Annotated in this window: 21 protein-coding genes; 11 read left to right on the top strand and 10 right to left on the bottom strand. The window is 71.2% G+C overall.

Annotated features, from left to right (window positions below; genetic code table 11):
• Positions 1-145: 145 nt before the first annotated feature.
• Both MXD64_RS03075 and MXD64_RS03070 read left to right on the top strand, forming a co-directional pair.
• Positions 146-1,459: an acyltransferase family protein gene (locus MXD64_RS03075; protein WP_017886268.1), complete on the top strand. Its 1,314-nt coding sequence runs from the start codon at positions 146-148 to the stop codon at positions 1,457-1,459.
• Between the two features lie 166 nt (positions 1,460-1,625).
• Positions 1,626-2,447: a cytochrome c oxidase assembly protein gene (locus tag MXD64_RS03070; protein ID WP_263137117.1), complete on the top strand. Its 822-nt coding sequence runs from the start codon at positions 1,626-1,628 to the stop codon at positions 2,445-2,447.
• Between the two features lie 103 nt (positions 2,448-2,550).
• Here the strand turns inward: MXD64_RS03070 and MXD64_RS03065 are convergent, their stop codons facing one another.
• Complete coding sequence (locus MXD64_RS03065; RefSeq protein WP_159557324.1) at positions 2,551-4,095, bottom strand: DHA2 family efflux MFS transporter permease subunit; 1,545 nt, start codon at positions 4,093-4,095, stop codon at positions 2,551-2,553.
• Positions 4,092-4,700, bottom strand: coding sequence for a PadR family transcriptional regulator (locus MXD64_RS03060; protein ID WP_017886271.1), 609 nt, complete (start codon positions 4,698-4,700; stop codon positions 4,092-4,094). Before MXD64_RS03060 ends, MXD64_RS03065 begins: the two co-directional genes overlap by 4 nt.
• A gap of 178 nt (positions 4,701-4,878) precedes the next feature.
• Here MXD64_RS03060 and purS point away from each other — a divergent pair, with 178 nt between their 5' ends.
• From purS to MXD64_RS03040, 4 genes are read left to right on the top strand one after another with little or no spacing between them, the layout of a single operon-like run.
• Positions 4,879-5,130 (top strand): phosphoribosylformylglycinamidine synthase subunit PurS, encoded by a 252-nt coding sequence (purS, locus tag MXD64_RS03055; protein WP_017886272.1) that lies wholly within the window; start codon positions 4,879-4,881, stop codon positions 5,128-5,130.
• A gap of 5 nt (positions 5,131-5,135) precedes the next feature.
• Complete coding sequence (gene purQ, locus MXD64_RS03050) at positions 5,136-5,831, top strand: phosphoribosylformylglycinamidine synthase subunit PurQ (protein WP_031259320.1); 696 nt, start codon at positions 5,136-5,138, stop codon at positions 5,829-5,831.
• A 17-nt stretch (positions 5,832-5,848) separates the two neighbouring features.
• Entirely contained in the window at positions 5,849-8,230 is a 2,382-nt protein-coding gene (gene purL / locus MXD64_RS03045; RefSeq protein ID WP_236559540.1) for a phosphoribosylformylglycinamidine synthase subunit PurL, read from the top strand.
• Positions 8,231-8,243: 13 nt separating this feature from the next.
• The gene (locus MXD64_RS03040) at positions 8,244-9,164 is read left to right on the top strand and encodes a 2-hydroxyacid dehydrogenase (RefSeq protein ID WP_056069397.1); all 921 of its coding nucleotides are present in this window, start codon (positions 8,244-8,246) and stop codon (positions 9,162-9,164) included.
• A 235-nt stretch (positions 9,165-9,399) separates the two neighbouring features.
• On the opposite strand, the gene MXD64_RS03035 is transcribed toward MXD64_RS03040, so the two are convergent.
• Both MXD64_RS03035 and MXD64_RS03030 read right to left on the bottom strand, forming a co-directional pair.
• A complete protein-coding gene (locus tag MXD64_RS03035; RefSeq protein WP_262160523.1) occupies positions 9,400-10,488 on the bottom strand; it encodes a lactonase family protein in 1,089 nt (362 codons plus the stop codon).
• Positions 10,485-10,820: a chorismate mutase gene (locus MXD64_RS03030; RefSeq protein WP_017886277.1), complete on the bottom strand. Its 336-nt coding sequence runs from the start codon at positions 10,818-10,820 to the stop codon at positions 10,485-10,487. Before MXD64_RS03030 ends, MXD64_RS03035 begins: the two co-directional genes overlap by 4 nt.
• 60 nt (positions 10,821-10,880) lie before the next feature.
• Between MXD64_RS03030 and MXD64_RS03025 the strand changes: the two genes are divergently transcribed.
• A complete protein-coding gene (locus MXD64_RS03025; RefSeq protein WP_017886278.1) occupies positions 10,881-11,285 on the top strand; it encodes a DUF1304 domain-containing protein in 405 nt (134 codons plus the stop codon).
• An 86-nt stretch (positions 11,286-11,371) separates the two neighbouring features.
• Here the strand turns inward: MXD64_RS03025 and MXD64_RS03020 are convergent, their stop codons facing one another.
• Entirely contained in the window at positions 11,372-12,379 is a 1,008-nt protein-coding gene (locus MXD64_RS03020; protein WP_031259322.1) for an iron-siderophore ABC transporter substrate-binding protein, read from the bottom strand.
• A gap of 58 nt (positions 12,380-12,437) precedes the next feature.
• Here MXD64_RS03020 and MXD64_RS03015 point away from each other — a divergent pair, with 58 nt between their 5' ends.
• Positions 12,438-13,304, top strand: coding sequence for a shikimate dehydrogenase family protein (locus MXD64_RS03015; protein ID WP_259551732.1), 867 nt, complete (start codon positions 12,438-12,440; stop codon positions 13,302-13,304).
• 20 nt (positions 13,305-13,324) lie between these two features.
• Here MXD64_RS03015 and MXD64_RS03010 read toward each other — a convergent pair whose 3' ends face one another.
• The 3 genes from MXD64_RS03010 to MXD64_RS03000 are packed head-to-tail and all read right to left on the bottom strand — an operon-like array spanning position 13,325 to position 15,135.
• The gene (locus tag MXD64_RS03010; protein ID WP_056069407.1) at positions 13,325-14,278 is read right to left on the bottom strand and encodes an SDR family NAD(P)-dependent oxidoreductase; all 954 of its coding nucleotides are present in this window, start codon (positions 14,276-14,278) and stop codon (positions 13,325-13,327) included.
• Positions 14,279-14,312: 34 nt separating this feature from the next.
• Positions 14,313-14,699: a YchJ family protein gene (locus MXD64_RS03005; protein ID WP_214519765.1), complete on the bottom strand. Its 387-nt coding sequence runs from the start codon at positions 14,697-14,699 to the stop codon at positions 14,313-14,315.
• Between the two features lie 10 nt (positions 14,700-14,709).
• The gene (locus MXD64_RS03000) at positions 14,710-15,135 is read right to left on the bottom strand and encodes an organic hydroperoxide resistance protein (protein ID WP_259575667.1); all 426 of its coding nucleotides are present in this window, start codon (positions 15,133-15,135) and stop codon (positions 14,710-14,712) included.
• 253 nt (positions 15,136-15,388) lie between these two features.
• Between MXD64_RS03000 and MXD64_RS02995 the strand changes: the two genes are divergently transcribed.
• Genes MXD64_RS02995 through MXD64_RS02985 form a run of 3 tightly spaced genes read left to right on the top strand, consistent with a single transcriptional unit; the run spans position 15,389 to position 17,507 of the window.
• Positions 15,389-16,084: a hypothetical protein gene (locus MXD64_RS02995; protein WP_140448313.1), complete on the top strand. Its 696-nt coding sequence runs from the start codon at positions 15,389-15,391 to the stop codon at positions 16,082-16,084.
• 3 nt (positions 16,085-16,087) lie between these two features.
• On the top strand, positions 16,088-16,717 hold the full coding sequence (locus MXD64_RS02990) for a hypothetical protein (RefSeq protein WP_263137116.1): 630 nt from the start codon (positions 16,088-16,090) through the stop codon (positions 16,715-16,717).
• Between the two features lie 58 nt (positions 16,718-16,775).
• Complete coding sequence (locus MXD64_RS02985; protein ID WP_040419122.1) at positions 16,776-17,507, top strand: SOS response-associated peptidase; 732 nt, start codon at positions 16,776-16,778, stop codon at positions 17,505-17,507.
• A 105-nt stretch (positions 17,508-17,612) separates the two neighbouring features.
• Here MXD64_RS02985 and MXD64_RS02980 read toward each other — a convergent pair whose 3' ends face one another.
• Both MXD64_RS02980 and MXD64_RS02975 read right to left on the bottom strand, forming a co-directional pair.
• Entirely contained in the window at positions 17,613-17,942 is a 330-nt protein-coding gene (locus MXD64_RS02980; protein WP_231564075.1) for a hypothetical protein, read from the bottom strand.
• A 100-nt stretch (positions 17,943-18,042) separates the two neighbouring features.
• Positions 18,043-18,372, bottom strand: a complete 330-nt coding sequence (locus tag MXD64_RS02975; protein WP_214532712.1) for a hypothetical protein — start codon at positions 18,370-18,372, stop codon at positions 18,043-18,045.
• Positions 18,373-18,442: the final 70 nt, after the last annotated feature.

The following is an 18,442-nucleotide window of genomic DNA, read 5'->3' as shown; positions in this document are numbered from 1 at the left end:
CAAGACAACACGTCCACTGTACACGAGCTGTTGCTGCTGGCCAGCGAGGTGACGCATGCCGCTACCGGAATACGAAGTGTCACGATCCGGTCGCGATCAGCTGGAACGACACTGGACCGACCGTTCCGCACGCTAACGTCCGGACATGTCCACGAGCCAAGGTCTGCCTGAACAGGCGAACAGCAGTGCGGACGTCCGGGGGATCATCGCGAAGCGGGACCTGGTCGTCGACCTCATCCGGACGGCCTGCGTCGTCCTCGTCGTCATCGTGCACGTCACGATGGTCGGCGTCGCCGCCGATGCCCAGGGGGTGCGGGTGACGAGCCCGCTGCAGGAACTCCCCTGGTACGTCGCCGCCACCTGGGTCGGGCAGGTGATGCCGCTGTTCTTCGTGGTCGGCGGGTTCGCGAGCGCCGTCGGCTGGCGCAGCACCGTCGCCCGTGGTGCGCCGAGCCCCGCCCGCGACTACCTGGCCACCCGCCTGGTGCGGCTGTTCCGGCCCGCGGTGCCGCTCTTCGTGTTCCTCGCGCTCGGGCTCGGGGTCGCGACGGCCGCGGGCACGCCGCCGGAGCTGCTGGCCGAGGTCGCGTTCGGCATCGGGTCGCCGCTCTGGTTCCTGGCCGCCTACGGCATCACCCAGTGCTGCGTCCCCGTGATGATGCGCCTGCACGAGCGAGCACCCTGGGCCACCCTCGCCGTGCTGCTCGTGCTCGCCGCGGTGGTCGACGCCGTCCGCCTGGCCACCGGGGTCGCCGAGGTCGGGCTGCTCAACCTGGGACCGGTGTGGCTCTTCGCGCAGCAGCTCGGGTTCCTCTGGGCCGACGGGTGGTTCGCGCGCCGGTCGAAGGTGCTCCTGCTGGCCATCGCGGTCGCCGCCTACGCCGTGCTCGTGCCGATGACCTCGGTCGGGCTGTGGGCGCCGGACATGCTGCAGGACCTGAACCCGCCGATGCTGCCGCTGGCGTTCCTGGCGATCGCGCAGGCGTGCCTGGTCCAGCTCGTGCACGCGCCGCTCACCCGGCTGATGCGCACCCGTGCCGCGCTCGGGGCCGTGTTCGTGCTCGGCCGCGACGGCATGACGATCTACCTGTGGCACCTGCCGCTGTTCATCGCGCTGAACGGCATCGCCCTGCTCGTCGGGGTGCCGTTCCCGGCGCCGGGCTCCGGCCCGTGGTGGGCGTCCCGGATCGTCGCGCTGGTCGTGGTGCTCGCCGTCGCCCTCGGGGTGGCACGTGCCCTGCGCTGGTTCGACCGGCCGCTCCCCCGCCTGCTGCCGTCGGCGGACCGTCCGGCCTGGCCGGTCGTCGCCGTCGCGGCCCTCTGCACCATCGGCCCGGCGTTCCTCGTGATGCAGCTGCACCTGTCGTTCGGTGTCGCGCTCGTCGGAGCCGTGGCCGTTCCGGTGGGCGTCTGGCTGCTGTCGCGGACCGTCCCGGCACGCGGAGTCGCCCGGATCTGAACCGGTTCTCACCGTCTCGGGGGCACGCCGGACCCCCGGCGCGCCCCGGGCGGACGGAGGATGGCTCCGGCGGAACGACGGACGAGTCCGCCTGATCCCCAGGAGGCTCCCCACGCCGTCGACACCCGAGTTCTGGAGCACCTGGCGGTTCGACCCCCTGGCGGCGGTGCTCCTCGTCGTCGCCGCGCTCGCCTACGGCCGCTGGGTCGTCGGAGCGGTCCGACGAGGTGCCCGGTGGCCGTGGTGGCGCACGCTCGCCTTCGTCACGGCGCTCGTGCTGTTCGGCGTCCTGCAGTTCGGCATCGTCGGCGTCGACGACGAGCGGTTGCGCTGGGCGTTCGTCCTGCGCGCCGCCCTGCTGTTCTTCGCGGTCCCCACCTTCGCCGCGCTCGGTGCGCCCGTCGCACTGCTCCGGATCGGAGGCCCGGCTCGCCTGGCGCAGGCCGCCGACGCCGTCATGGTGTCACGTCCGGTGCGTCTGCTCGGCAACGCGATCGTCGCCCCGCTGGTCGCGCTGGCGCTGTTCGCCGTCCTGCTCACCCCGTTCTCGAGCGTGATCCGGGAGTCCCCCGTCTGGGCCGCCGTCATCACCGTGACCGTGCCGGCGCTCGGGTTCGGCCTGCTCGCCCCGCTGTCCGAGGTCGGTGTGCTCGTCTCGTCGACGTTCGCCACGGCCGAGTTCCTGCTGGCGTTCGTCGAGCTCGTCGTCGACGCGGTGCCGGGAATCGTGCTGCGGATCACGAACCACGTGCTCGACGGGTCCCTCGTGCCCGTGGTCGGGCGGGCCTGGTACCCGTCGCCGCTGCAGGACCAGCACCTGGCGGGCGACCTGCTGTGGTTCATCGCCGAGGTGGCGGACATCCCCGTGCTCGTCGCGCTGTTCATCCGGTGGCAGCGGACCGACCGCCGCGAGGCCCGGGACGTCGATGCTCTGACCGACGAACAGATGGACGAGCTCACCCGGGCGCACCTGCAGCGCCGCAGCTGACGGGCGGGGGTGCGTCCCCGACGCGAGTGAGCAGAAGAAGTCGAGTACCCGGAGGTGACTCGACTTCTTCTGCTCACTCGTTGGGCGCCGAAGCGCTCGTGCTCTACTTCGCCGGGGCTCCCGCGGGCTCGGCGTCGGGCTGCGTGGTGACCGAACCGGTCTGCTGCCAGGCGACGGTCTGCTTCGGCTTCGCCAGGAACAGCGCCGCGACGATGGCCACGACGAGCACGATCGCCGGCAGGTAGAGCGACTCACCCATGGCCGTGGAGAACGGCTCGAGCAGGAAGCCCGGCAGAGCGCCGACCTGCTGCTCCGCGCCACCGGCCGTGGCCCCACCGGACGACGCCGGGAAGTTCGCGGTGATCCGGGCCTCCATCAGGGCGGCGATGCCGGCGGAACCGAGCACCGCACCGATCTGCCGCGTGGTGTTGTAGACGCCCGAGCCGGCACCGGCCAGCTTCGGCGGCAGGTTGCGCGTCGCCGAGACGGACAGCGGCCCCCACATGCAGGCGTTGGCGAGCCCGAGGAGCGCGCTCGGCAGGAGCACCCAGCCCCACTCGGCGCCGCTCGTCAGCAGGGCACCGAACCAGAACAGGCCGACCGAGAAGCAGGCGAGCCCGAACGCGGCGACCCAGCGCGGGTTCCAGCGGTTGAGGTTCTTGCCGACGACCGGCGCGAGCGCGGCGGACAGCACGGCCTGCGGCACGAGGAGCAGTGCGGCCTGGGTCGGCGAGAAGCGCAGGACGTCCTGCGCCCACAGCATGATCGGCAGCGCGAACGAGGCGATCGCGACACCGACGGCCGTGATGGCGACGTTGGCCAGCGTGAAGTTGCGGTCCTTGAACAGACCGAGCGGCAGCAGCGGCTCGCCCTTCTGCACGCCCTGCCAGACCACGAAGCCGGCGAGCACCACGAGACCGACGATGATGAGCGACCACACCGAGATCGGACCGGCGATGACACCCCAGTCGTAGGTCTCGCCTTCCTGGATGCCGAACACGAGCAGGAACAGGCCCGCTGCGGACAGGAAGATGCCGAGGTAGTCGAACCGGTGCCCGTGCCGCTCGAACGACGGCACGAAGCGCTGCGCGAGCACGAACGCGACGACACCGACGGGGACGTTCACGAAGAAGATCCACTCCCAGCCGAAGCCGTCGACGAGCAGGCCGCCCACGATCGGGCCGACGAGCGAGGCGACACCGGCGACGGCGCCCCAGAGGCCCATCGCCGCGCCGCGGTTCTGCGGCGGGAAGATGCGGGTGATGACCGACATGGTCTGCGGGCTCATCATCGCGGCGCCGAGGCCCTGCACGACGCGGGCGACGATCAGCACCTCGATCGAGCCGGCCAGACCGCACCACAGGCTGGCGAGCGTGAAGACCACGAGGCCGATCTGGTACATGACCTTCGGGCCGAAGCGGTCACCGAGCCGGCCGGTGATGAGCAGCGGCACGGCGTAGGCGAGCAGGTAGGCGCTCGTCACCCAGATCACGGAGTTGATGTCCGCGTCGAGCTCCTGGGCGATGGTGGGGGTGGCGACCGACACGATGGTCGAGTCGACGAGGATCATGAAGAACCCGACGACGAGTGCCCACAGGGCAGGCCACGGCTTCTTCTCGGTCGTCCGCGGAGGCGTGACGGTGGTCATCGAGTGGTTTCCTTGCTGTTCGTGGTGGTGTCTGCGGACGCGGCGTGGGCGTCCCAGGAGATGTGGCCGGCGGCGATCCGGTCGGCCGTGGCGGCGAGCCACTCGATCTGCGTCGTGAGCATCGCACGCACGTACGACACGTCGAGCCAGTACCGCTCGGGCAGGTCCTTCGCCCGGACGATCCCGAGGATCTCGTCCGCCTCGTCGCGCTGGGCCCGGAGTGCCGTGACCCGCGCCCGCAGCGCGGACTCGGCCTCGTCGACCGACAGGTTCTCGATCTCGGCGACGGCCAGGTGGAAGACGGGGTACTCCTCGGCCGGTTCGGCGATCAGCCGGACGAGCCCGTCGTGCAGGGCCGTCCACCCGTCGTCCGTGATGGCGTAGGTGGTGCGTTCCGGACGGTTGCCCGCCCGGTCGGTCCCCACGATCTCGGCGAGGCCGAGCTCCACCAGTCGGCCGACCTGGTGGTACAGGGTTCCGGGCCGGACCTTGACGTTCCGGCCGTCCCGGCGGTGCGTCATCGTCTGGAACATCTCGTAGGGATGCGTCGGCCCCTCGGCCAGGAGCCCGAGCGCGGCGAACGCGAGTGGCGTGAGCGACGGCACACGTGCCTCCAGTCCGCTTGTTCGTTGTTGACTATTCGACTTGGAATATACGCGTTGGAACAGACGTGAGCAACCGCACAGGAAGTGCCCGCCTGGAGGCCCGGGGCCGTCCCGGCGTGTCGCGTGCGCCCCGTAGACTGGTCGCGTCCCCCCACCCCTGAAGTGCTGGAGAGAACACGTGCCAACGATCGTCGTCGAGGTCATGCCCAAGGCCGAGATCCTCGACCCCCAGGGGAAGGCCGTGGGCAACGCCCTGGCCCGCCTCGGCAAGGCCGACCTGACCAACGTCCGCATCGGCAAGCGCTTCGAGGTGACCGTCGACGGCCCCGTCGACGACGCCAAGCTCGCCGAGGTCCGCGACATCGCAGCCGACGTCTTCTCCAACGCGGTCATCGAGGACGTCGTGTCCGTGACCGTGGAAGGCCAGTGACCCGGATGCGCATCGGCGTCATCACGTTCCCGGGCTCGCTCGACGACCGCGACGCCCAGCGCGCCGTCCGTCTCGCCGGCGCCGACCCCGTCGCCCTGTGGCACGGCGACCACGACCTGCAGGGTGTCGACGCGATCGTGCTGCCCGGCGGGTTCTCGTACGGCGACTACCTGCGTGCCGGCGCGATCGCCGCGAAGGCCCCGATCATGGCCGAGGTCATCGACGCCGCCGGCAAGGGCATGCCCGTGCTCGGCATCTGCAACGGGTTCCAGATGCTGGCCGAGGCCCGTCTGGTCCCCGGGGCACACACCCGCAACGCACACCAGCAGTTCATCCGTCGCGACCAGAAGCTCCGCGTCGAGACCACCGCGACCGCCTGGACCTCCGGTTTCAGCGCCCAGCAGGAGATCACCATCCCGCTGAAGAACGCCGACGGCCGCTTCGTCGCGGACGCCGACACCATCAAGCGCATCGAGGACAACGGCCAGGTCGTGTTCCGCTACCTCGGCGTGAACCCGAACGGCTCCATCGACGACATCGCCGGCGTCTCGAACGAGCGCGGCAACGTCGTCGGCCTGATGCCGCACCCCGAGCACGCGACCGAGGCCGGGTTCGGCCCGGACACCCCCGCCGCGATGGCCTCGGGCACCGACGGCCTGACCTTCTTCACCTCCGTGATCGAGCACGCGCTCGTCAAGTGACAGGGAACAACGACACCGTGACGACACACGTTCGCCCGAAGCCCGACACCGTGCAGGACGCGGCAGCAACCCCCGACAAGGAGCAGCCGTACGACGCGCTGGGCCTGAAGCCGGACGAGTACGCCCGCATCAAGGAGATCCTCGGCCGCCGCCCCACCTCGGGCGAGCTGGCGATGTACTCGGTGATGTGGAGCGAGCACTGCTCCTACAAGTCCTCGAAGAACTACCTGCGGCAGTTCGGCAAGAAGGTCACGCCGGAGATGACCAAGAACCTGATGGTCGGCATGGGCGAGAACGCCGGTGTCGTCGACGTCGGCAACGGCTGGGCGGTGACCTTCAAGGTCGAGTCGCACAACCACCCGTCCTACGTCGAGCCCTACCAGGGTGCGGCCACCGGCGTCGGCGGCATCGTCCGCGACATCATCTCGATGGGTGCCCGCCCCGTCGCCGTGATGGACCAGCTCCGCTTCGGCGCGATCGACCACGAGGACACCGCACGCGTCGTGCACGGGGTCGTCGGCGGCATCTCGTTCTACGGCAACTGCCTCGGCCTGCCGAACATCGGCGGCGAGACCTACTTCGACCCGGTGTACCAGGGCAACCCGCTGGTCAACGCCCTGGCCGTCGGCGTCCTGCGCCACGAGGACCTGCATCTGGCGAACGCCTCCGGTGCCGGCAACAAGGTCGTCCTGTTCGGGGCCCGCACCGGCGGCGACGGCATCGGCGGCGCGTCGATCCTGGCGTCCGACACCTTCACCGAGGGCGGCCCGACCAAGCGCCCGGCCGTGCAGGTCGGCGACCCCTTCGCCGAGAAGGTCCTGATCGAGTGCTGCCTCGAGCTGTTCCAGAAGGACCTGGTCGAGGGCATCCAGGACCTCGGTGCGGCGGGCATCTCCTGCGCCACCTCGGAGCTCGCGAGCAACGGTGACGGCGGCATGCACATCTCGCTCGACGACGTCCTGCTCCGCGACCCCACGCTCACCGCCGAAGAGATCCTGATGTCGGAGAGCCAGGAACGCATGATGGCCGTCGTCCGCCCCGACAAGCTCGACGACTTCCTGAGCGTCGTCGGCAAGTGGGAGGTCGAGACCAGCGTGCTCGGCGAGGTCACCGGCACCGGCCGCCTGGTCATCGACTGGCAGGGCCAGGAGATCGTGAACGTCGACCCGCGCACCGTCGCCGTCGACGGCCCGGTCTACGACCGCCCGGTCGCCTACCCGACCTGGATCGACGCGCTGCAGGCCGACACGGCCGCCTCGCTCGACCGTCCGGCCGACGGCCCCGCGCTCAGGGCACAGTTCCTGCAGCTGCTCGGTTCGCCGAACCTGGCGTCGAAGAACTGGGTCACGAACCAGTACGACACCTACGTGCTCGGCAACACCGCGCTGTCCTTCCCCGACGACGGCGGCATGATCCGCGTCGACGAGGAAACCGGGCTCGGCGTCGCGATCGCCACCGACGCCAACGGCCGCTACTGCCAGCTCGACCCGAAGCAGGGTGCCCGTCTGGCCCTCGCCGAGGCGTACCGGAACGTCGCCGTCACCGGTGCCGTCCCCGCTGCCGTCACCGACTGCCTGAACTTCGGCTCCCCCGAGAACCCCGAGGTCATGTGGCAGTTCTCCGAGGCGGTCGAGGGCCTGGCCGACGGCTGCATGGAGCTCGGCATCCCGGTCACCGGCGGCAACGTGTCGTTCTACAACCAGACCGGCTCCACCCCGATCCACCCGACGCCCGTCGTCGGCGTGCTCGGCATCATCGACGACGTCGCCAAGCGCGTGCCGTCGGGATGGCAGGACGACGGCCACAACATCTACCTGCTCGGCACCACGAGCCTGGAGCTCGACGGCTCCGCGTGGGCCGGTACCGTGCACGGCCACCTGGGCGGGCGTCCGCCGGCGGTCGACCTCGAGCGCGAGAAGGCCCTCGCCGAGCTGCTGTACGCGGCGTCCGGTGAGCAGCTGCTCACCAGCGCGCACGACCTGGCGGACGGCGGCCTCGGCCAGTCGCTCGCCGAGTCCGTGCTCCGCTTCGGCATCGGTGCCCGCGTGGTCCTCGACGAGCTCGAGACCCGTGACGGCATCGACACCGCGACGGCGCTGTTCTCCGAGTCGACCGGTCGCGTCATCGTGACCGTCCGGCGTGAGGACGACGTGCGGTTCCAGGGCATGTGCGCCGGCCGGGGCTTCCCGGTGCTGCGCATCGGCGTGACCGACGCGACGTCGAGCACGCTCGAGGTCCAGGGCGCGTTCGAGGCCACGGTCGACGAGCTGCGCGGCACGCACGCCGCGACGCTGCCGGCCCGCTTCGGCGACGTGATCGTCGAGGACGTCACCGAGGGGTACGTCGGCCGCGGGCCGCTCGACTCCGACGGTGCCTTCTCGCCGCGCACCGACGCCTAGGCCCGGTCCGCGGATGCCGATCGTCACCCTGCCGTTCGCCGAGCTCGTCGACCGGTTCGGCCCCGTGCCGGACGGCATCGAGCTGGACGTCTGGGACGTCGAGTCGCCGTACGGTCGCCCGGACGACGTCGCGATCACGTTCCTGCCGTTCTACTTCGCGGGGCGGCACCGCTGGCAGTTCGTGCACGACCTGCCAGAGCTCCAGCTGCTGCAGCTGCCGAGCGCCGGGTACGAGCACGCGATCCCGCACGTGCCCGGGCACGCGCAGCTGGCGAACGGTCGCGGCATCCACGACGACGAGACCGCCGAGCTCGCCGTCGGCCTGGCGCTGACCTCGCTCCGCGAGATCTCGGCGTTCCAGGTCGACCGGGCGAACGGCGTCTGGGACGCCCGCGAGACCCGATCGCTCGCCGACCGCCGGGTGACCGTCGTCGGCTACGGGGCGATCGGGTCCGCGATCGCCACCCGGTTCGAGGCCTTCCGCACCGAGGTGACCGTGGTCGCCCGGACCGCCCGCGACCAGGACGGCCGGCACGTGCACGCGTTCGGCGAGCTGCCCGACCTGGCCCTGACGACGGACGTGCTCGTGCTCATCGCCCCGCTCACCGCCGAGACCGAACGGCTGGTCGACGCGGAGCTGCTCGCGGCGCTGCCGGACGGTGCCCTCGTGGTGAACGTGGCGCGCGGCAAGGTCGTCGACACCGATGCCCTGGTCGCCGAGCTGCGGTCGGAGCGGCTGTTCGCGGCGCTCGACGTCACCGACCCGGAACCCCTGCCCGACGGACACCCGCTGTGGACGACGCCGAACACCGTGCTCACGCCGCACGTCGGCGGCAACACCGACCTGAGCGTGCCGAGGTCGATCGAGCTCATGCGCAAGCAGGTCGCCGCGCTGGCCGAGGGTCGCCCCTTCGAGAACCTGATCGACTTCTAGCCCGCGGGGCTCCGAACACGCCGGCGTCTCGTCTCGTCCCGCTGGGCGTTGCGGCGTTGGGGCGTTGTCCAGACGCCGTCGTGTCGCTCCGACGCCGCAGTGTCGTCGAGACGCCGCCGAATTCGGGGGCGTCTCGACTACTTCAGGGCGTCACACGAACACGCCGGCGTCACGCAGGCACGCACGCACGAACACGCCGGCGTCACGCAGGCTCGCACGCACGAACACGCCGGCGTCAGACGGGGACGATGCAGGTCGGGGTGGCGACCGGGATCTGCGCGACGGCTTCGCCGGGCATGCCGTCGGCGTCGAGCGGCAGCACGGCCACCGCGTCGGACATCTGGTTCGCGACCAGCACGAACCCGGGCACCCGCGCGAAGTGCCGCGGCCAGACCCCACCGCAGGGAACGGACCCGACGACGGAGAGCCCGCCGTCACGCGCGTCGAGCACCACGAGCAGGTCACGCCCACGCACGGTCACGTAGACACGGCCGGCGTCGTCGACCTCGATGTGGCTGAGCAGCGACTCCCCCACGGCACCGTCGAACACGGGCACTGCGGCGATCGTCACGAGCGACCCCGAAGCGTCGCGACGCAGCCGGTACACGCGGCCGTCGAGCTCACCGGCGACGAGCAGGTCGCTGTCGATCCAGGTCATGTGCCGCGGGCCGGCACCGGGTGCCACGTGGTGCACGCGGACCGCCTCGATGTCGGGGACCCCGTCGGCGGACACCGTGATGCGGAACTCGTGCAGGGCGTCGCCGCCCAGGTCGGCGACCAGGACCGTGCCGTCCGGGGTGGCGATCGACTGGTGCGCGTGCGGGCCGTCCTGGCGGTCCTCGTCGGGGCCGGTGACGTCGGGCAGCACGGCGACCTCGACCGCGTCGGCCGGCACCGAGCGCTGGTCGGCGTCACCGTGCAGCACCACACCGTCGCTCGCCGTCAGCGAGGCCGCGTGCGACTCGGCTGCCAGCAGGGAGATCGCCGTGACGGTGCCGGAGACGTAGTTCGTGACGACGAGCGCGCCCGAGGGGTCGACCCGGATGTGGCACGGGGCGTCTCCACCGGCGGGGGCGTCCCACAGGTGCTCGAGCGCGCCGCCCTGCAGCCGGAAGGCCGACACGGCGCCGTCGTTCGTCTCGGAGACCGCGTAGACCCGGTCACCCGAGACGGCAAGGAACGAGGGGTCGTCGAGCACCGCGACGGTCCGGGGCACCGGAGTGGTTCCGGCCGGCCCGGCGTCGACCAGCGAGATGCCCGTGGCGTTCCCACCGCCGGTCGCCGTGTACGACCCGATCAGCAGCGACGGCAGCTCGACGTTCATTCGTCGCGGCCCGCGATGCGCTCGTGGTGGTGGATGACCTCGGCGACGATGAAGTTGAGGAACTTCTCGGCGAAGGCGGGGTCGAGGTGGGAGTCGGTGGCGAGCGACCGGAGCCGGGCGACCTGGGTCCGTTCGCGGTCCGGGTCGGCAGCCGGCATGCCCGAGTCGGCCTTCAGGTGTCCCACGCGCTGCGTGTACTTGAAGCGTTCCGCGAGCATGTGGATCACGGCGGCGTCGATGTTGTCGATGCTCTGCCGGATGCTGCGGAGTTCGGCGACGGCGCTGGTTTCCGCGCTCGGTTCGGCCTCGGGCGGGGTGACCTCGTCGTTCATGGTCCGAGCCTACTGGCGGACGTGCAGCGGAACCCCGCCCGCGCCTGCGAGAATGTGCACATGTCGGTCCTGCTGGTGATCTCGGGTGTCTGTGCGGTCCTCGCGGGCCTCATCCACGTGTACATCTTCTTCCTCGAATCGGTCATCTGGACCAGTCCGCAAGCGCGCCGGATCTTCGGCATCGCTTCCGAGACCGAAGCCGTGGCGACCCGCTCGCTCGCCTTCAACCAGGGCTTCTACAACCTGTTCCTGGCGATCGGGGCCATCCTCGGCGTCGTGCTCGTGCTCGCGGGCAACACGGTGAGCGGCTGGACGCTCGTGGTGTTCTCCACCGCGAGCATGCTCGGGGCAGCGGTCGTCCTGATCGGCTCCGGCCGGAAGTACGTCAACTCCGCGTTCAAGCAGGGCACGCTCCCCCTGATCGCCCTGCTCTTCGCGCTGCTGGGGTCCACCGTCGGCGCCTAGTCCGTCCCCCCGAACTGCGAAAGCGACAGGGTGCCGCCGAACATCGGCGGCACCCTGTCGCTTTCGCGGTGGAGAAGCGCTCTGGGTCAGCCGAGCTTCTTCTCGAACTCCGCCGGCAGCTTGTCGAGCGCCCACTCGATCGCGGCCGTGGTGCCCATCGAGAACGCCGACGACACGTCCTTGTCGTCGAACACGATCGCGTGCCCGGCCTCGACCGACGGCACCTTCTGGAACAGCTTGTTCGATGAAGCCTCGGACGCGTCCACGTAGATCGGCAGGATCAGCGTCAGGTCGGCGTCGAGCAGGTCGAGGTTCTCGTCGGACAGGTGCACGGAGAACTCCTTGCCGGCCTGCTGGTCGATGGCCTTCGGGATCTCGAAGCCCAGGTTCCGCATGAAGGTCGAGCGGCTGTCGGTGGAGGCGTACGCCCCGAAGCCCTCGGAGCTGTAGGCACCGACGACGGCCGTCTTGCCCGCGAAGTCCGGGTGCGCCTTGCGGGCCGCGGCGTAGGCGTCGTCGAGGCCGGAGAGCAGCTTCTTGCCCTCGGACTCCTTGCCGAGCGCCTTCGCGATCATGGTCGTCTGCTGCTCGGTCGAGGCGAGGTAGTTCGCGCCGCCCTTCGGGATCGCCAGGGTGGGCGCGATCGCGGACAGCTTGTCGTACCGCTCCTTGTCGCCCGAGGACTTCACGTCGAGGATCAGGTCGGGGTTGAGCTTGAGGATGTCCTCGTAGCTCGGCTCGAGCGTCTGGATGATCTTCGGGGACTTGTCGTACGCACCCTTGAGCCACGGGCCGACACCGTCGCCACCGAAGGCGAGCCAGTCGCTCGCGCCCACCGGCTGCACGCCGAGTTCGAGGGCGGTCTCGGCGTCGCCCCACCCGAGTGCGACGACGCGCTTCGGTGCCGACTCGATGGTGGTGGTGCCGAGGCCGGTCGTGATCGAGACCGGGAACGCGGCGTCGGACGACCCCGAGGACGCGGAGTCCGTCGAGGAGCCGGAGCCGGACGCGCAGCCGGCGAGGACGAGGGACGCGGCGACGACGGCGCCGGCCGCGGCGAGCACGCGTCGGAGACGCAAGGGGGAACGGTTCACGAAGGGTAGCCTAACCTAACGGGGTGCTCAAGAAAACGGCTGGCTAGGCTGGGTGACCGTGGCGTTCACCGAACCAGGCCGCACGCACCTCGCGGTGCTCGGCTCCCCCATCGCGCACTCGCTCTCGCCCACGCTCCACGCAGCGGCCTACGATGCGCTCGACCTGCCCTTCACGTACGGGAGGCACGAGGTCGCGTCCGGCGGGCTCGCCGCGTTCGTCGCGGGGCTGGGTCCGGAATGGCGTGGGCTGAGCCTCACGATGCCGCTCAAGCGCGAGGTGCTTCCGCTGCTCGACCGCACGACCCCGCTCGTCGATGAGCTCGGGGTCGCCAACACGGTCGCGTTCCGCCACGAGGGCAACACGATCGTGCGAGCCGGCGCGAACACAGACGTGCAGGGCCTCGTCCGACCGGTCGAGACGCTCGGACACCTGCCCGGCGAGGCCACGATCCTGGGCGGCGGTGCCACCGCGGCGAGTGCCCTGACCGCTGCCGTGCGGCTCGGTGCCTCGCTCGTCCGGGTGTTCGTCCGCGACACCGCGAAGACGCACCCGCTGGTCGACCTGGCCGTCCGGCTCGGGGTGACGCTCGAGGTCCACCCGCTCGCCGAACTCACCGGCACCCACCACGGGTTCGTCCTGTCGACGCTGCCGGGCGCCGCCGCCGACGCGTTGGACGTCCGGCCGTCGGGACCAGACGCCGTCCTGTTCGACGTCGCCTACGAACCGTGGCCGACCGCGGTCGCCAGCCGCTGGACCGAGGCCGGGGGGCTGGTCCTGAACGGCCTCGACATGCTCACCGAGCAGGCGATCGGGCAGATCCGGTTCTTCCTGACCGGCGACGAGGACGAGCTGCTCCCCGACGAGGCCGGGGTCCGCCGGGCGATGCGCACCGCGGTCGACCTGCCCGCCGTCATCAGCGGTTAGCCGAACCGGGCAGCCCTCGGTCAGCCGCGGGACCGCGCCTCGGCATCGAGCAGCGCGACGGAGACGTCCCACAGCCGATCGGCCTGGTCGGGATCGAGCGCCCAGGGCAGCACGCCGTGCAGGCCGTCCTCGATCCGCTCCACCACCGCTGCTTCGTGGCAGTCCTCGAAGTAGCGACCCGTGACCCCGTCGAGTTCGGGTGCGGTGGCGAGCAGGACCGAGGTCGCGGCTCCCTGTTCCGGGGACTTCACGGCGTCGGCCGCGGCGAGCTTCGTGGCGGCCAGGACCGCCGGGTCCCAGTGCTTCTGCAGCCCGGTCCAGATCCCGCCGGGCATCAGGGCGTTGGCGGTGATGCCGTCGGCGGCCCACCGGCGGCCGGCAGCGACGGCGAACAGCACGTTGGCGGTCTTCGACTGCCCGTACGCGAGTCCGGGCTCGTAGCGACGTCGGCGGAAGAACAGGTCGTCGAACACGACGGGCGAACCACCGTGTCCGCTCGACGACACGGAGACGATCCGTGCCGAACCCGAGGCGGCAAGGGCGTCGTGCAGCCCGAGCGCGAGGGCGAAGTGCCCCAGGTGGTTGGTCGCGAAGTGCGACTCCCACCCGGCGGGCGTGGACGACTCGGGCGCGTCCATGATGCCCGCGTTGGCGACGAGCACGTCGAGCGGCCCGGACCACGCTGCAGCGCAGGCCTCGACGGAGGCCGGCCGGTCCAGGTGCAGCTCGACGACGGCCGGTGCGTCCGTCCCCGTCGTCCGCGCGATGTCGTCCGCCACCCGTCGGCCGGCCTCGACGTCCCGCACCGCGAGCGTCACGCGGGCCCCGGCTCCGGCGAGCGCTCGGGCGGTCTCCACGCCGATGCCGGACGCAGCACCGGTGACGATCGCCGTGCGCCCCGTCAGGTCGAGGCCGTCGACGACCTCGGCGGCCGTGGTCCGTTCGCCGAAGCGGGTGAGGTCGCGTGCGGGCATGTGGGCTCCTGTCAGCTGGCGTGGTGCGGAGCCGTCAGGCGACGACCCCGTCCACGTAGAACCATCGTCCCTGCTCGCGGACGAAGTCGCTCGTCTCCTCGAGCGTGCCGCGCTCGTCGTCGGAACGCCACCACGCGCGGAACGTGACGGTGCCGTGGGAGTCGAACGGGCCTCCCGAGGTGGTCGCCAGCACGTCCAACCGTGTCCAGCGCTGGGACGCATCCAACTCGAGGCCCGCCGGACGCGTGCGCGGGTGCCAGGTGAGCAGCAGGTACTCCGGCAGGCCCAGCGCGAAGGCGCTGAAGCGGGAGCGCATGAGCCGTTCCGCGGTCGGCGCCACCGCCCCGGCGTGCAGGGGGCCGCAGCACTCGCCGTAGGGGTTGCCGCTCAGGCAGGGGCAGCGCGTCTCGTCGGGGACCACCGGCGGAACGCTAGTCGACGATGGACAGCGTGACCGTGATGTTGCCGCGGGTGGCGTTCGAGTACGGGCAGATCTCGTGCGCGCGCTCGGCCAGACGCTGCCGCTGCTCCTGCGGGGCGTTCGGGGCGTAGACGTCGAGCTCCACGGCGAGGCCGAAGCCCCCGTTGCCGATGCCGCCGATGCCGACCTCGGCGGAGACCTCGGCGCCGGTGGTGTCGAGCTCGAGCTCCTTGCCGGCGGCGTGCAGCGCACCGAGGAAGCACGCGGCGTACCCGGCGGCGAAGAGCTGCTCGGGGTTCGTACCGTCGCCGCTGCCGCCCATCTCCTTGGGCGGGCGGGTGTCGAGGTCGAGCCGGTCGTCCTCGCTGCGGACGTGCCCGTCGCGGCCGCCCCCGGTGGCGTGGGCAGCGGCGGTGTAGACGATGTCGAGACTCATGGTCCGAGGTCACCGTGCTCGCCTGGACGATCGCTGAGGGGCAGCACCACATCGCGGGCGCGGTCGCTCCGGGCGGCGCGCGCTCGGGCGTGTCCGGGTGGGGAGGGTGCGGGCGCGGCCGGGGCGAGGGCTCGGGACGCCGCGCATCGAGTGAGCAGAAGACGTCGAGTCCCCGCCAGCACCCGACGTCTTCTGCTCACTGAACGCAAAGCGCGCGCAGACACCCCGCACCAGCACCGGGTAGACATGATGAGTGTTCAAGATCGGGTGGCAGGTGTTCCGCGAGCGCCTCCCCGCACTCGTCGGCCCCCGGCGCCGCCGCCGCATCCGGCTCGTCGGCAGCATCGCGGTGGTCGTGGCGTTCGTCGGGTTGGTGGTGCTCGCGCTGACGACGGACGCGTTCGACGCCACTCCGCTCCCACTCGCCGGAAGGGTCGTCGTCGGCCTGCTCCTGTCCGTGGGCTTCGGGTGCCTCGCAGCCGCCTGCGTGCCGTCCGGGCCGAAGGGGTGGGCGATCGCGCCGATCCCGGGCATCGGGTGGCGCACGCAGGAGGCCGTTGCCCGGTACCACCGCAGGAACCCACCCCCGGTCGACCCGAAGCACCGCGACGCCGTCCTCGACCGGCTTCCGGAGACCCGCGACCTGCTCGTCCGCTCGGCGCTCGGCGGCCTCCTGCTCCTGACCGGGTGCGCGGCCACCCTGCTCGCCGTGGTGATCGTCGACGTCGCCGCGATCTCGGCCGGCACCGGCTTGTCCCGCTTGCCGCTGTTCTGGTTCTTCCTCGGCATCACCGGCGCGACCACGGGCATCGGCGGTCTGCGCACCCTCGGTCGTCAGGAGCAGCTCCGCGTCGAGGCCGAAGCGCTCCCGCCGGTCCCTCCACCCCTGCCACCGCGCGGCCGTCCCGGGGCGCGGAGCGGCAGCAAGCTCGCCCTGCCGGAGGAGTGAGCCGTGTTCACGCTCGGCTGGCAGGTCTTCCGTCGGCACGTCACGGACGTGCTCGATCCGGCACGCGTCCGACGCGCCGCCGTGTGGTCCGGCGTCGCAGCGGTCGTCGCGCTGGTCGGCATGGCCATCCTGGAGGCCCGGGTCGACTGGACGGGGACCACTCCGGTCCGCAGCGTGGTCGCGATGGTGTTGCTGGCGCTCGGCGTCGGGCTCCTGACGTTCGCGTGCATCCCGACGTGGCAGCCGCCGGACCCCTCGACGACGATCAACGGTCGGCAGGTGCGGCCCTCGTGGCAGCTCGCCGCGCGGGGTGCCACGCAGCTGTACGTGCAGCGTCGGCCGGTGCCGGTCCTGCCGGAGCACCGCGACATCGTCCGCACCGACACGGTCCTGCTGCGGCGGGGGCTGATCGGTATGCTCGCCCGCGTCGCACCGTTGCTCGGTTCGGGTCTCGTCGCCGTCCTCGGGGCGTTCGTCCTCGGGGCCGCCAGCGGTTTCCACGTGCTCGCGATCGCGGCGTACACAGTCGGGCTGTCGGAGTACTTCGTCCGCATCGGCCGCTCCGAACGAGCCCGCGTGGCCGCCGAGTCCCTCGAGCCCGCACCCGAGACGCCCGCACGCCCCACTTCGTGAGCAGGAACGGCGCACCCCGACGCGCACCACTGTCGGCGGCGACGGGCACACTGGGCGCATGTGTGGAAGGTTCGTCGTCTCCGACACCACGGCCGATCTGTTGCCCGAGCTCATGGGCGAGCTCGCCGCCCGGACCGAGCACGTCGACCAGGACACCGGCGAGGTACATCCCGGCCTCGCCCCGAGCTGGAACGTCGCCCCGACCGACCCCGTGTACGCCGTCCGCCAGCGCCACGGCGAACGCGAACTGCCCCAGATCAGCTGGGGCTTCGTGCCGAGCTGGGCGAAGGACTTCCAGAAGCAGCGCCCGAAGCCGATCAACGCCCGCATCGAGACGGTCGCGACGAGCGGCATGTTCAAGCGGGCCTTCGCCACGAACCGCTGCATCGTGCCGGCGCAGGGGTACTACGAGTGGGTGGTGCGCGAGGACGGCAAGGAACCCCACTTCGTGCACGAACCCGGCGGCGCCCTGGCGATGGCCGGCGTCGTGAGCGCCTGGCCCGACCCCACGAAGCCCGAGGGCGACCCGGACAAGTGGCGGCTGTCGCTCGCGATCATCACCCGTGACGCCCACGTCGCTCCGGGCGAGGTCCACGACCGCATGCCGGCGTTCCTGACGCCCGACGGCTACGACGACTGGCTCGGCGGCGACCTGCACACCGACGACCTGCTGGCCCTGCTCGACCACGAGTCGCTGACGGTGGCCGCGGGCCTTGCGCAGTACGAGGTCTCCCGCACGGTGAACAGCGTGCGGAACGACGGGCCGCAGCTCATCGAGCCCGTCGCGTAGACGGTCGCGCCCCGCGCGCGCAGGGCAGGGCTGGCAAGCAGACGCGAAGAACCCCCGTCGGCATGCCGGCGGGGGTTCGAGGATCAGCGATCGGTCAGCAGCAGATCAAGCGGCGGGACGGATGACGTCCGGCAGCACCACGTGCAGGCGCTCGGTCAGTCGCGCCTTCGCTTCGTCGAGGGAGCGGAAGTCCCCGACGTACTGGCCGAAGGTGTCGGCGACGAAGAAGTGGGTGCCCTGACGGTCGACGGTGCCGCCGTAGTAGCCGCCGTAGTTCGCGACCCACAGGCCGGTGTCGGCCTGCGCCCACGTGATGTGGACGGGGGCTGCCTGCACCGGAGCCACGACCTGGGCCTCGATCTCGGCGATCACCTCGATCGTCTGGGTGTCCAGGGTCACCTCGGCCTGCTGGCGGTGGGCGACGGTCGTGCTCATGGTGCTGCTCCTTCGTGCTGTGCTGCGTGCTGGGTGGTGCCGGTGGTTCCGGTGGTGCGGGCGTCGCGGTCGACGCCGGGGGTCTTGGTGTCCGCCGTCGTCACTCGACCGGCCGGATGACCGGCGGGAGCATGACGTGCAGCTGGTCCTCGAGCTTGGTCTGTGCCTCTTCGAGGGAGGCGAACTCGCCCACGACGAGTCCGAAGGTGTCGGAAGCCACGTAGCGGTCGTCCCGCTTGTCGACGCTGCCGCCGAAGTACCCGCCGTAACCGGCGATCCACTCGCCCTGGTCTTCCTGCACCCAGGTGACCTTGGCGCGCTTCGGGCGCGAGGAGAACTCTGCGTCGGCTTCGAGGATCGCGATGGTGTCCACGGTTTCGGTGTCGAGGGTGACCTCGACCTGCGTCGCGTTGTTCACGGTGATGCTCATGTCGCTCTCCTTCACGATCCGGGGTACATCTGCTGACACCAGAACGCTACGAGAACAGCCGCGGGGATCG

Origin of the sequence: Curtobacterium sp. Arg-1 (assembly GCF_025643395.1) — a bacterium.
In the GTDB taxonomy this organism is placed as follows: domain Bacteria; phylum Actinomycetota; class Actinomycetes; order Actinomycetales; family Microbacteriaceae; genus Curtobacterium; species Curtobacterium poinsettiae.
Note: the sequence above shows the minus strand (reverse complement) of the source record. Positions and strands in the feature narration are given on the sequence as shown.

Coding starts and splice junctions, on each gene's coding strand:
- MXD64_RS03040 (WP_056069397.1), top strand. CDS start 8,244: ATGCCGATCGTCACCCTGCCGTTCGCCGAGCTCGTCGACCGGTTCGGC.
- MXD64_RS02975 (WP_214532712.1), bottom strand. CDS start 18,372: ATGAGCATCACCGTGAACAACGCGACGCAGGTCGAGGTCACCCTCGAC.
- MXD64_RS03035 (WP_262160523.1), bottom strand. CDS start 10,488: ATGAACGTCGAGCTGCCGTCGCTGCTGATCGGGTCGTACACGGCGACC.
- MXD64_RS03010 (WP_056069407.1), bottom strand. CDS start 14,278: ATGCCCGCACGCGACCTCACCCGCTTCGGCGAACGGACCACGGCCGCC.
- MXD64_RS02980 (WP_231564075.1), bottom strand. CDS start 17,942: ATGAGCACGACCGTCGCCCACCGCCAGCAGGCCGAGGTGACCCTGGAC.
- MXD64_RS03025 (WP_017886278.1), top strand. CDS start 10,881: ATGTCGGTCCTGCTGGTGATCTCGGGTGTCTGTGCGGTCCTCGCGGGC.
- MXD64_RS03030 (WP_017886277.1), bottom strand. CDS start 10,820: ATGAACGACGAGGTCACCCCGCCCGAGGCCGAACCGAGCGCGGAAACC.
- MXD64_RS03075 (WP_017886268.1), top strand. CDS start 146: ATGTCCACGAGCCAAGGTCTGCCTGAACAGGCGAACAGCAGTGCGGAC.
- purQ (WP_031259320.1), top strand. CDS start 5,136: ATGCGCATCGGCGTCATCACGTTCCCGGGCTCGCTCGACGACCGCGAC.
- MXD64_RS03065 (WP_159557324.1), bottom strand. CDS start 4,095: ATGACCACCGTCACGCCTCCGCGGACGACCGAGAAGAAGCCGTGGCCT.
- MXD64_RS02985 (WP_040419122.1), top strand. CDS start 16,776: ATGTGTGGAAGGTTCGTCGTCTCCGACACCACGGCCGATCTGTTGCCC.
- MXD64_RS03000 (WP_259575667.1), bottom strand. CDS start 15,135: ATGAGTCTCGACATCGTCTACACCGCCGCTGCCCACGCCACCGGGGGC.